The 12385-nt window shown below is 70.6% G+C and carries 10 protein-coding genes; 2 read left to right on the top strand and 8 right to left on the bottom strand.

All coding sequences use genetic code 11. The features are described from left to right. Positions 1-38: 38 nt before the first annotated feature. The 3 genes from LCH29_RS09575 to LCH29_RS09565 all read right to left on the bottom strand — a co-directional run bounded on the left by LCH29_RS09575 (position 39) and on the right by LCH29_RS09565 (position 2954). Entirely contained in the window at positions 39-686 is a 648-nt protein-coding gene (locus LCH29_RS09575) for a vitamin K epoxide reductase family protein (protein ID WP_446461250.1), read from the bottom strand. Between the two features lie 271 nt (positions 687-957). Further along, positions 958-2220 carry a histidine--tRNA ligase gene (hisS, locus tag LCH29_RS09570; protein WP_446461249.1) on the bottom strand — a complete coding sequence of 421 codons (1263 nt, stop codon included), beginning with the start codon at positions 2218-2220 and terminating at the stop codon, positions 958-960. 14 nt (positions 2221-2234) lie between these two features. Further along, on the bottom strand, positions 2235-2954 hold the full coding sequence (locus LCH29_RS09565; protein WP_446461248.1) for an MBL fold metallo-hydrolase: 720 nt from the start codon (positions 2952-2954) through the stop codon (positions 2235-2237). Between the two features lie 158 nt (positions 2955-3112). Between LCH29_RS09565 and LCH29_RS09560 the strand changes: the two genes are divergently transcribed. Continuing rightward, the gene (locus tag LCH29_RS09560; RefSeq protein ID WP_446461247.1) at positions 3113-3976 is read left to right on the top strand and encodes a peptidylprolyl isomerase; all 864 of its coding nucleotides are present in this window, start codon (positions 3113-3115) and stop codon (positions 3974-3976) included. Positions 3977-4189: 213 nt separating this feature from the next. Continuing rightward, positions 4190-5419 (top strand): DUF349 domain-containing protein, encoded by a 1230-nt coding sequence (locus tag LCH29_RS09555; RefSeq protein ID WP_446461246.1) that lies wholly within the window; start codon positions 4190-4192, stop codon positions 5417-5419. 69 nt (positions 5420-5488) lie between these two features. Here the strand turns inward: LCH29_RS09555 and LCH29_RS09550 are convergent, their stop codons facing one another. From LCH29_RS09550 to yajC, 5 genes are all read right to left on the bottom strand, one after another. Continuing rightward, positions 5489-8017: a RelA/SpoT family protein gene (locus tag LCH29_RS09550; protein ID WP_446461245.1), complete on the bottom strand. Its 2529-nt coding sequence runs from the start codon at positions 8015-8017 to the stop codon at positions 5489-5491. Positions 8018-8184: 167 nt separating this feature from the next. Next, positions 8185-8781, bottom strand: coding sequence for an adenine phosphoribosyltransferase (locus LCH29_RS09545; RefSeq protein WP_446461244.1), 597 nt, complete (start codon positions 8779-8781; stop codon positions 8185-8187). Continuing rightward, entirely contained in the window at positions 8778-9911 is a 1134-nt protein-coding gene (gene secF / locus LCH29_RS09540; protein WP_446461243.1) for a protein translocase subunit SecF, read from the bottom strand. The genes LCH29_RS09545 and secF overlap by 4 nt, the downstream gene beginning before the upstream one ends. A gap of 1 nt (position 9912) precedes the next feature. Further along, the gene (gene secD, locus LCH29_RS09535; RefSeq protein ID WP_446461242.1) at positions 9913-11694 is read right to left on the bottom strand and encodes a protein translocase subunit SecD; all 1782 of its coding nucleotides are present in this window, start codon (positions 11692-11694) and stop codon (positions 9913-9915) included. Positions 11695-11842: 148 nt separating this feature from the next. After that, positions 11843-12367, bottom strand: a complete 525-nt coding sequence (yajC, locus tag LCH29_RS09530) for a preprotein translocase subunit YajC (protein WP_446461241.1) — start codon at positions 12365-12367, stop codon at positions 11843-11845. Positions 12368-12385 lie beyond the last annotated feature (18 nt).

The following is a 12385-nucleotide window of genomic DNA, read 5'->3' as shown; positions in this document are numbered from 1 at the left end:
CCTTTCCCGGGGGCGGGGCCGGTTTTACGGGGTTCGGACTAGCTGGTCCAGAAGTCCCACCAGCGGGTCAGGATGAGCATCCCGATCACGCCGAGCCACATCACCGGCACCACCCAGTGGAACTCCAGCAGCCCGCGCCGCAGCCCGTCCGGTGCCGGGAGGTATCCGTGCTTGAGGTTGTGGCCGGTGACGTAGCAGAACATCACGATGGTGGCGACCCAGGCGAGGCAGCACCACAGGCACAGCGAGCCGATGACGTACAGCGACTCGTACTGGAGCCAGGTCACGAATCCGACGCCGAAGACGGTGCCCGCGTTGAACGTCAGCCAGTACCAGCGCGGGAAGCGAGCCCCGGCCAGCAGGGACACGCCCACGCAGATCACGATGCCGTAGGCGACCAGGCCGAGCATCGGGTTCGGGAAGCCGAACGCCTCGGCCTGCTTGCTCTCCATGATGTTGCCGCAGGAGACCACGGGGTTGAGGCTGCAACCGGGGGTGAAGACCTTGCCGTCGGCCTTGTACTCGAGGATCTTGTTCTTGTCGAGCGTGATGACCCAGGCCGCCAGCAGCCCCATCGCGCCGGTGATCACGAGCAGGAGCGCGAAGGCGCGGCCGCCTCCCGTTCCGGCTCGCGCGCCGTCCCGCGCCTCGTCGGACTCCACGTCGTCCATCAGTGTCGTCGCCATATCGCCGTCCGTCGCTCTCCACACTGTCCGGCCCCGTCGGGCACGGCCATTGTGCCCCAACCCACGGCGCCACAATGCCCCGTTGTCAGGGCCCGACCATCTTCCCGGGTCTCCCGTTCAGCGGGGATAAGGACGGGCGGAGGGGGCTGAGCACCCGCCCCGAGGGGCCGGGACCCCGCCCCGGCGGGGGCGGGACCGGCAAGCGCGGGACGGTCTCGATTGGCCGGATGAATCGGGCCCGCCCCGTTGACGACGGCCCCGGCCCGGGCGGTCAGCCCAGCTTCGACTGAACCGTGGTCACGATCTTGGTCAGCGGAACGGCCTCCTGGTCGCCCGATTCCATGTCCTTCAGCTGGACCACGCCCTCGCTGAGGTCCCGCTCGCCCGCCACGATCGCGTACCGCGCGCCGCTGCGGTTCGCGGCCTTCATCGCGGCCTTGAGCCCCTTGCCGCCGTACGCGAAGTCCGCCGCCACGCCTTCCTTGCGCAGCTCGCCGACCAGGCCGAAGAGGACCTTCCGGGCCTCCTCCCCCAGCGGCACGGCGAAGACGCTCGTCGCGTCGGGCAGGTCCAGCCGGATGCCCTCGGCCTCCAGCGCCAGCACCGTACGGTCGACGCCGAGCGCCCAGCCCACCGACGGCAGGGCCGGGCCGCCGATCATCTCGGACAGGCCGTCGTACCGGCCGCCGCCGCCGACCGCGGACTGCGAGCCGAGCCCGTCGTGGACGAACTCGAACGTGGTCCGGGTGTAGTAGTCGAGGCCGCGGACCAGCTTCACGTCGTCCTCGAAGACCACGCCCTGCGCGGTGATCAGCTCGCGCACCCGCGCGTGGTACTCCCGGCAGTCGTCGCACAGGTAGTCGCGCAGCAGCGGCGCCCCGGCCAGCTGCTTCTGGACGGCGTCGCGCTTGTCGTCGAGCACCCGCAGCGGGTTGATGTCGATGCGCCGCCGGGTGTCCTCGTCCAGGTCGAGCCCGCGCAGGAAGTCCTGGAGGGCGGCCCGGTAGACGGGGCGGCACTCGGCGTCGCCCAGCGAGTTCAGCAGGATCCGGAAGTTACGGAGCCCCAGCGACCGGTAGGCGTCGTGCGCGAGGATGATCAGCTCGGCGTCCAGGGCCGGGTCCTCGGCGCCGATCGCCTCGGCACCGACCTGCGAGAAGTGGCGGTAGCGGCCCTTCTGGGGGCGCTCGTAGCGGTAGTACGAGCCGGAGTACCAGAGCTTGACCGGCAGGCTGCCCGCCTTGTGCAGGTTGGCCTCCAGCGCGGCGCGCAGCACCGACGCGGTCCCCTCGGGGCGCAGCGCCAGCTCGTCGCCGCCCTTGGTGGTGAGGGTGTACATCTCCTTGGTGACGATGTCGGTGGACTCGCCGACGCCGCGCGCGAAGAGTTCGACGTTCTCGAAGCCGGGCGTCTCGATGTAGCCGTAGCCGGACCGCCGGAGCGGGGTGGCGATGGCGTCCCGCACCGCGAGGTAGGTCGCGGAGGCCGGCGGGATCAGGTCGTAGGTGCCCTTGGGGGCCTTGAAGGTGCTCAACGTGGGGTCTCTCGTCACATTCCTCGTCGCGGAGGCGCGGCCGCGTCGGCGGCGTCTCCGGGGCCGGCGGCCACCTGCCGCAGGAAGGGGTTGGTGGCGCGCTCGCGGCCGATGCTGGTCTGGGGGCCGTGGCCGGACAGCACCACGGTCGAGTCGTCGAGCGGCAGGCACACACGGGCCAGGGACTCGAGGATCTCGCCGTGGTCGCCGCCGGGCAGATCGGTGCGTCCGATGGAGCCGGCGAAGAGCAGGTCGCCCGAGAAGAACACGGACGGGATGTCCGCCTGTTCGGGCAGCCTGAAGGTCACCGACCCCTTGGTATGCCCCGGCGCGTGCGCGACGGTGAACTCCAGCCCGGCCAGCTTCAGTTCGGAGCCGTCGGCCAGCTCCTTGACGTCGTCCGGTTCGCCGACGGTCAGCTCGCCCATCAACTGCGTACCGATGGACCGCCCGAGCGCCTTGGCCGGGTCGCTCATCATGTAGCGGTCGGCGGGGTGGATCCACGCCGGTACGTCATGGGCGCCGCAGACCGGGACCACCGAGGCGACGTGGTCGATGTGGCCGTGGGTGAGGATGACGGCGACGGGCTTGAGCCGGTGTTTGGCGACGGCCTCCTCGACGCCTTCGGCCGCCTGGTGGCCCGGGTCGATGATCACGCACTCCTCGCCTGCGGCGGGGGCGACCAGGTAGCAGTTGGTCCCCCAGGCCCCGGCGGGGAACCCGGCAATGAGCACGATCGTCCTTAAATGTCGTCCGGAAGAGTCGGCCGGCGGAAGAATGTCGGCAGCTCCAGAGCCTACCGGCGGCGGGCCCGGCACAGCGAACCCGTATACGGTACGGCCGAGCCCTCCGGCAGGACACCGAATGACATACGGCGTGAGGAGACGACCCGGTGGTCAGTAGCGAGCAGCGGCGGCGGCAACTTGCCCGGGAGAAGTACCTGCGGCAGCAGCAGCGGCGCGAGACGGCACGGCGCAAGGCCCGGCAGCGCAATGTGGTGATCGCCTCCGTACTGGCCGTGGCGCTGCTCGGCGGCGGCGCCGCGGCGGCCGCGGGCGCGTTCTCCGGGGACGACAAGGACAAGAAGAAGGACGACTCCGCCGCGGCCACTCCTTCGGCCCCCGCGACCAGCAAGGCGCCGGACCCGTGCGCCAAGGAGGCGAAGGCGGTCGCGGACAAGAAGCCGAAGAAGATGTCGTTCAAGAAGGAGCCCGCGCTCTCCATCGACGAGTCGGCTACGTACACGATGAAGCTGGAGACCACCTGCGGGGACATCTCCATCGACATGGACGCCAAGAAGGCGCCGAACACGGTCAACTCGTTCGACTTCCTGGCCGGAAAGGGGTACTTCGACCACACCAAGTGCCACCGGCTGGTGAACCAGGGGATCTACGTGCTCCAGTGCGGTGACCCGCAGGGCACCGGAGCGGGCGGCCCCGGCTACAAGCTGCCGGACGAGAACCTGAAGGACCCCTCGCTCAAGGGCGGCAAGTACCCGGCGGGCACGGTCGCGATGGCGAACCAGTACAACGCGCAGACCAAGCAGGGCCGCGACAGCGGCGGCAGCCAGTTCTTCCTGGTCTACCAGGACAGCCCGCTGCCGCCGGACTACACGCCCTTCGGAAAGGTCTCGAAGGACGGCATGAAGGTCCTGAAGAAGATCGCCTCCGCCGGAGCGGCGCCCCCGGACCAGATGCAGAACACCGCTCCGAACGCCAGCGTGGTGATCAACAAGGCGACGGTCGGCAAGTCCTGAGGTCGCCGGGCGTGCACTTGCGAAATTTCGGTCGCGCAGGATACGGACAGCCGGGGCACCGGTCGCCTATGTTGGCGGTGTGCAGGGTGTCTGCCGCGATGGCCGCACCACCCTGCTGGGAGACCGGCCCGGGCGTCGCTGCCCGGCCGGAAGAAACTGTGGACGATGCCCGCGGGCCGCACGCCCGCCCCGGCATCATGTGGAGGAGGCGCTGTGAGCAGCGAGCCTTGGGGCCGCGTCGACGAGGCGGGGACCGTGTACGTGCGTACGGCCGACGGTGAGCAGGTCGTCGGATCGTGGCAGGCGGGATCGCCGGACGAGGCCCTCGCCTACTTCGAGCGCAAGTACGACGGTCTGGTCGTCGAGATCGACCTTCTCGAGCGCCGGGTCAAGACCACCGACCTGTCGGCCAAGGACGCGACGGCGGCCATCGAGCACATCCGGCAGCAGGTCGACGAGCACCATGTGGTCGGCGACCTGGACGCGCTGCGCAAGCGGCTCGACCAGCTGGCCAAGGACGTCGAGGCGCGCCGCGAGCAGCGCCGGGCGGCCAAGGCGGTCCAGGCCGACGAGGCGCGCCAGGCCAAGGAGGCGCTGGTCGCCGAGGCGGAGGAGCTGGCGGCCAGCGAGCAGTGGCGGGCGGCCGGGGAGCGGCTGCGCGCCCTGGTCGACACCTGGAAGGGCCTGCCGCGGCTGGACCGCAAGACGGACGACCAGCTGTGGCACCGGTTCTCGCACGCCCGCTCGGCGTTCTCCAAGCGGCGTAAGGCGCACTTCGCGGCGCTGGACGCGCAGCGGGAGGAGGCCCGGCAGACCAAGGAGAAGCTGGTCGCCGAGGCGGAGGCGCTGTCCGGCTCCACCGAGTGGGGGCCGACCGCGGCCCGCTACCGGGAGCTGATGGCCGACTGGAAGGCCGCGGGCCGCGCGCAGCGCGAGCACGAGGACGACCTGTGGAACCGCTTCCGGGGCGCCCAGGACGTCTTCTTCCAGGCCCGGGGCGCGGTCTTCGCGGAGCGCGACGCCGAGCAGCGGGAGAACCTGACCCGCAAGGAGGAGCTGGTCGTCGAGGCCGAGAAGCTGCTGCCGATCTCGGACCTGAAGACGTCCCGCGCGGCGTTCCGGTCGATCAACGAGCGGTGGGAGGCCATCGGCCATGTGCCGCGGGACGCCCGCTCCCGCATCGAGGGCCGGCTGCACGCGGTCGAGCGCGCCTTCCAGGAGGCCGAGGAGGCCGAGTGGCGGCGTACGAACCCCGAGGCGCGGGCGCGCGCCCAGGGGCTCACCGGCCAGCTCCAGGACGCGGTCGACAAGCTTCGTTCCCAGATCGACGCGGCCCGCGCGGCGGGGAACAACGCGAAGGCCGACAAGCTCTCCAAGGAGCTGGAGGGCCGGCAGGCGCTGCTGGACCAGGCGCTGAAGGGCCTGGAGGAGTTCGGCGGCTGACGCCCGGCACCTGACGCGTAGGGCGGCCCCGGGAGACCGGGGCCGCCCTTCGCGTTCTGCGGCGCTTTCTCAGCGTGCGCGGGCCGAAGTGACCCGGTACACGTCGTAGACGCCCTCGACGCCGCGTACGGCCTTCAGGACGTGTCCCAGATGCTTGGGGTCGCCCATCTCGAAGGTGAAGCGCGAGGTGGCCACCCGGTCGCGGGAGGTCTGGACGGCCGCGGAGAGGATGTTGACGTGCTGGTCGGACAGGACGCGGGTGACGTCCGACAGCAGCCGGGACCGGTCCAGCGCCTCGACCTGGATGGCGACCAGGAAGACCGAGGACTGGGTGGGCGCCCATTCGACGTCGAGGATGCGCTCGGGCTGCTGGGACAGCGAGTCCACGTTGACGCAGTCGGCGCGGTGGACGGAGACGCCGCTGCCGCGGGTGACGAAGCCGATGATCGGGTCGCCCGGCACCGGCGTACAGCAGCGGGCCAGCTTGACCCACACGTCCTCGACGCCCTTGACCACGACGCCCGGGTCGGCGCTGGAGCGGCGCTTGGAGCGCCGGATGGGCGGGGCGGTCTCGGCGATGTCCTCGTTGGCGGCCTCCTCGCCGCCGAGGGCCGAGACGAGCTTGCCGACCACGTTCTGCGCGGAGACGTGGCCCTCGCCGATGGCCGCGTAGAGCGAGGAGATGTCCGGGTAGCGCATCTCGTGGGCGAGGGTGACCAGCGAGTCGCCGGTCAGGATCCGCTGGATCGGCAGGTTCTGCTTGCGCATCGCCCGGACGATCGCGTCCTTGCCCTGCTCGATGGCCTCGTCGCGGCGCTCCTTGGAGAACCAGCCGCGGATCTTGTTGCGGGCCCGCGGGGACTTGACGAAGCCCAGCCAGTCGCGGGACGGCCCGGCACCGGCCGCCTTGGAGGTGAAGACCTCCACCAGGTCGCCGTTGTCGAGGGTCGACTCCAGCGGCACCAGCCGCCCGTTGACCCGGGCCCCGATGGTGCGGTGGCCGACCTCGGTGTGGACGGCGTACGCGAAGTCCACCGGGGTGGCCCCGGCCGGCAGCGCTATGACATCGCCCTTGGGCGTGAAGACGAAGACCTCGTTGCGGGAGAGGTCGAAGCGCAGCGACTCCAGGAACTCGCCCGGGTCCTCGGTCTCCTTCTGCCAGTCCAGGAGCTGCCGCAGCCACGCCATGTCGTTGACGGCGTCGTCCTTGCCCGCCTTGCCCCGGGGCACGTCGGTGCGCACCTTGGAGGTCCCGGCGACCGCCTCCTGCTTGTACTTCCAGTGCGCGGCGATGCCGTACTCGGCGCGGCGGTGCATGTCGAAGGTGCGGATCTGTAGCTCGACCGGCTTCCCGCTGGGCCCGATGACCGTCGTGTGCAGCGACTGGTACATGTTGAACTTGGGCATCGCGATGTAGTCCTTGAACCGCCCGGGCACCGGGTTCCACCGCGCGTGGATGGTCCCCAGCGCCGCGTAGCAGTCACGGACGGTGTCGACGAGCACCCTGATGCCCACCAGGTCGTAGATCTCGGCGAAGTCCCGGCCCCGCACGATCATCTTCTGGTAGACGGAGTAGTAGTGCTTGGGGCGGCCGGTGACGGTCGCCTTGATCCTCGCCGCCCGCAGATCGCCCTGGACCTGGTCGGTGACGACGGCCAGGTACTCGTCGCGCTTGGGGGCGCGCTCGGCGACCAGCCGGACGATCTCGTCGTACATCTTGGGGTAGAGGATCGCGAAGGCGAGGTCCTCCAGCTCCCACTTGATGGTGTTCATGCCCAGCCGGTGGGCGAGCGGGGCGTAGATCTCCAGCGTCTCGCGGGCCTTCTTCTCCTGCTTCTCCCGCTTCAGGTAGCGCATGGTGCGCATGTTGTGCAGCCGGTCGGCGAGCTTGATCACCAGGACCCGGGGGTCCTTGGCCATCGCGACGACCATCTTGCGCACGGTCTCGGCCTGGGCCGCCTCGCCGAACTTGACCTTGTCCAGCTTGGTGACGCCGTCGACGAGCAGGGCGACCTGGTCGCCGAAGTCGCGGCGCAGGGTGTCCAGGCCGTACTCGGTGTCCTCGACGGTGTCGTGCAGCAGCCCGGCCATCAGCGTGGCCGGATCCATACCCAGCTCGGCGAGGATCGTGGTCACCGCGAGCGGGTGGGTGATGTACGGATCGCCGCTCTTGCGCTTCTGGCCGCGGTGCCAGCGCTCGGCCACCTGGTACGCGCGCTCGATCTGGCGCAGCGTGGCGCCGTCCGCCTTGGGGTCGTTGCCGCGCACGATGCGCAGCAGGGGCTCCAGGACCGGGTTGTACGGGCTGGAGCGCTGCACTCCGAGGCGGGCCAGGCGGGCCCGCACCCGGTTCGACGAGCCGGAACGCGGGGCCGGGCTCTGCGTGGTGCGCGGCGCGGCCGGGGCGGGCCGCAGCTCGCCGCCGCGCCCCGCCGCGGGGGGCTTGGGCCGCGTCTGCTCGGGGGCGCCGGACGCCGGTGCCGGACGGTCCGCGCCGTTTCCGGGCGTGGCGGAGCCCGCCGTCGTCTGCTCGGCGGCGGCGGTCGCGTCCGGAGCGGGACGGGCTCCGGGAGAGAGCGGCTGGGCCTCGTCTGGCAAGAGAGCACTCCTCAAGCGGTCCGGACCCCGGGGGTCGGGGTGCCAATGGTATCGATCCCGCCACTCCGCTTGCCTCTCGGCCGGGAGACCCGGGGAACGACGGAGGGCGGGGACCTGTTCCCTCGCTCAGGTCCCCGCCCTCCGGCGGCGGTGTCGGCGGATTCCGGTCAGACCGTGATCAGGGCCTCCAGCGGGGCGCTGTCCAGCGCGCTCAGCAGGCGTCTGCGGCCCTCGAGGAAGCCCAGCTCCATGAGCACGGCGACACCGGCGACCTGGGCGCCGGCCCGCCGGATGAGCTGGAGGGACGCCTCGGCGGTGCCGCCGGTGGCGAGCACGTCGTCGATGACCAGGACGCGGTCGCCGGGCTCCAGCGCGTCGGCGTGTATCTCGATCTCCGCGGTGCCGTACTCCAGCTCGTACGCCTGCCCCAGGGTCGCCCCGGGGAGCTTCCCGGCCTTGCGGACCGGTACGAAGCCGATCCCGGCGCGCACGGCGGCCGGGGCGGCGAGGATGAAACCGCGCGCCTCCAGGCCCACGACCTTGTCCGCCCGGTGCCGCACGCACAGCTCGGCGAGCGCCTCGGTCAGCGCGGAGAAGGCCGCGGCGTCGGCGAGCAGCGGCGTGATGTCCTTGAACATCACGCCCGGCTGCGGGTAGTCCGGCACGTCCTGGATCCGGCTGAGCAGCAGCCCGCGCAGTTCCTCGGTGCCGAGGGGTCCGGCGGCCGCCGTCAGGGCCGTCTCCGCTGCTGTCTGCTCGCTCATCGGCGCTTCCCCGAGGGTCGGCCGCGGCCGCGGTTGCGGGAGGCGGGCTGGCGGCGCTGGCCGACGACTCCGGCCGGGGCCGCGTCCTCCAGGTCCGCTTCGTCGCCCTCGGCGTCCGGGTGGTCCTCGTCCTTGGGCCCGCGCTCCGCCTCCGCCTTGGCGGCCGCGGCGCGCTTGGCGCGCACCCGCTTGGCCAGCGCCTTCATCTGCGGGTCACGGCTCTTGAAGTCCGAGACCAGCGGGGTGGCGATGAAGATCGAGGAGTACGCACCGGCGGCGAGGCCGACGAACAGGGCGAGCGAGATGTCGTTGAGCATGCCCGCGCCGAGCAGACCGCCACCGATGAAGAGCATCGCGCCGACCGGCAGCAGCGCCACGACCGTGGTGTTGATGGACCGCACCAGGGTCGAGTTGAGGCTGCGGTTGGCCACTTCGGCGTAGGTGAAGCGGGTCTGCTTGGTGATGTCCTTGGAGCCCTCCTTGAGGCCGTCGAAGACCACGACGGTGTCGTAGAGGGAGTAACCGAGGATCGTCAGCAGACCGATCACGGTGCCCGGGGTGACCTCGAAGCCGACCAGCGCGTAGACACCCACGGTGATGGTGAGGTCGTGGATCAGGGCGATCAGGGCGGCCAGCGCCATGCGCCATTCGAAGGCGATGGCGAGGTAGATCACCACCAGGACCATGAAGATCGCGAGGCCCTGCCAGGCCTTACCGGCGATCTCCTCACCCCAGCTCGGGCCGACCAGCTGGGTGTCGATCTTGTCGGTCTTGACGCCCAGCTCCTTGGCCAGGTTCTCCTGGACCGGCACGGCCTCCTTGGTGCCCAGCTCGCTGATCTGGATCCGCAGGCCGCCGCGGCCCAGCTCCTGGACGACGGCCGTGTGGCCGCCGGACGCCTTCTCCGCCACCTCCTGGGCCTGGGAGACCGAGACCTTGCTGCTCGGGGTGTTGAAGACCGCGCCGCCGGAGAACTCGATGCCCATGTTGAGGCCGCGCACCGCCAGGCCCGCGATGGCCGTGATGGTGATCAGTATCGAGATGGCGTACCAGATCTTCCGCTTGCCGACGAAGTCGTAGCCGACCTCGCCTCGGTAGAGCCTGGCGCCGAGATTGCCGAGTCGCGACATCTCACGCCTCCTTCGTGTCGGCGGGGCCGGGGGCGGCGGGACGACGGCGGCGCAGCGGTGGTTTGGCCCCGAGGCGCTTGGGATCCAGACCGGACCACGGATGGCCGTTCCCGAAGAACGGGCGGCGGGCGAGGATCGTCATCAGCGGCTTGGTGAACAGGAACACCACGACGACGTCGAGCAGCGTGGTCAGCCCCAGGGTGAAGGCGAAGCCCTTCACCTTGCCGACGGTCACGATGAAGAGCACCGCGGCGGCGAGGAACGACACGAAGTCGGAGACCAGGATGGTGCGCCGGGCCCGGGGCCAGCCGCGCTCGACGGCCGGGCGCAGGGAGCGGCCCTCCCGGATCTCGTCACGGATCCGCTCGAAGTAGACGATGAACGAGTCGGCGGTGATACCGATCGCCACGATCGCACCGCAGACGGCGGGCAAGTTCAGCGCGAAGCCGATGCCCGGGCCGAGCAGCACCATGATCGTGTACGTCAGTATGGCGGAGGCCGCGAGGGAGGCCATGGCCACCAGCGACAGTCCGCGGTAGTAGACGACCAGGTAGATCACCACGAGGGCGAGGCCGATGGCGCCGGCGATCAGACCGGCCTGGAGCTGCTCGCCACCGAGGGCCGCGGAGACGGTGGTCTCGTCCGCGATGTCGAAGGACAGCGGCAGCGCACCGAAGGACAGCACGTTGGCCAGGTCCGCGGAGCTCTGCTGGGTGAAGCCGCCGGAGATGGTGGCCCGGCCGCCGGTGATGGCGCCCTGGGTGACCTCGGGGTCGGAGACGACCTCGCCGTCCAGGACGATCGCGAAGCGGTTCTGCGGCGACTGCTGCTTGGTCAGCTCGCCGGTCGTCTTGGCGAACTTCTTGGCGCCCTTGTCGTTGAAGTCGAGCTGCACGATCCAGCCCGAGGCGTTCTGGCTCTCGAAGACGGACGAGGCGTCGTCGACGTCGGTGCCCTCGACCTCGGAGGGGCCCAGGACGAACTTGGAGTCACCCTTCTGGCTACAGGCCAGAACGGGCTCGGTCGGCTTGCTGTTGGCCGCCTTCTCGGCCGCCGCGGCACGCCCCGCCGGCTTGGTGCAGTCCAGCGCCGCGAACTCCTTGGCCAGCTTCTCCTGGTCGGCCTGGCTGGGCTGGCTGGGGGTATCCGAGGGCTTGCCCGTCTCGCCGCTCTTGGGGGTCTTGGACGGGGTGGGGGTCGGCGCCGCCTTGTCGGCCTTCAGCGCCTCGGGCACGGCACGGCCCTGGGTGGTGGAGGTCGGGGTGGGCGAGCCCTTTGGCTTCTCGCCGGCGCTCTGGCCGCCCTTGTCCGTCTTGCCCTTCGACGCGCTCGCGGAGGGCGACGGGGTGCTGCTGGGCTGCTTGGTCTTGCCGCCGGACGTGGTGGTCATCACCGGCCGGAAGTACAGCTGGGCGGTGGTGCCGACCTGCTGCCGGGCCTGCTTCGCGTTCGTCCCCTTGGGGATGTTCACGATGATGTGCTTGTCGCCCTGCGTCTGGACCTCGGCCTCGGACACACCCAGACCGTTGACCCGCCGCTCGATGATGCCGACGGCGGTGTTCATGTTGGCCGTGTTGATCGCGTTGGGCTTGCCCGGCTGGTTCTTGGCCTCCAGCGTGAAGCTGGTGCCGCCCGCCAGATCGATGCCCAGCCGCGGTGTGGTGTGACCGGAGAGGAACATCCCCCCGATGAGCGCCACCATGGCGATCACGATCATGGCCAGCGCGCGCCCGGGCCTGCCCTGTGACCCGGGGGACCTGCGGCCCTTCTTCGGTGCTGCCACCTTGTCGTATCTCCCTGTCCAACCGCCCCGCAGCGGATGTGCGCGGGGCGGCCACGAAGTCTTGTGGGGGTGTGCCCCCGCCGGAGCCTGGAGCGTCCATGAATCACGGCGCGCCGAGCGGTGGCACGCCGTGGTTCATACATCAGGACTACTTGGCGTCGGCGCCGCCGTCCCGCTTTTCGTCCTCGGGCGCGTCGGCCGCGTCGGCGTCGTTCTTACCGAGGTCGATCTTCTTGGCGTCGGCCTTCTCACCCTCCGGCTCACCGGCCGTCGTCACCTCGTCGGCGGAGTCGGCGCCGCCCGCGGGCGTGGTGGTCAGCGAGGAGGCGTCGTCGGGGACGACAGGGGTGTCGGCGCCGTCGACGGCCTCGTCGGCGCTGTCATCGGGGTCGATGCCGTGGACGATGTGGTTGTACTCGGCGTCGGAGAGGACGGCGCCGATCGCGTTCTTCGCGTAGATCGCGTGAACGGCGGGGGCCACCTCGAGGAGGACCGTGTCGTCGTGGACCTCCTTGACCGTCGCGTACATGCCGCCGATGGTCCGCACGCCGGTGCCCGGCTGCATGGTGTCCCGCATCTGTGCGGCCTGGCGCTGCTTGTTCTTGGCCGACCGAGTCATCAGGAACATGGCCCCGATGAGCACGATGAACGGCAGGAGAGTCACGATATTCACGGGACGGAGATCCTTCAC

The sequence above is a fragment of the Streptomyces sp. BRA346 genome (genome assembly GCF_052851135.1).
Note: the sequence above shows the minus strand (reverse complement) of the source record. Positions and strands in the feature narration are given on the sequence as shown.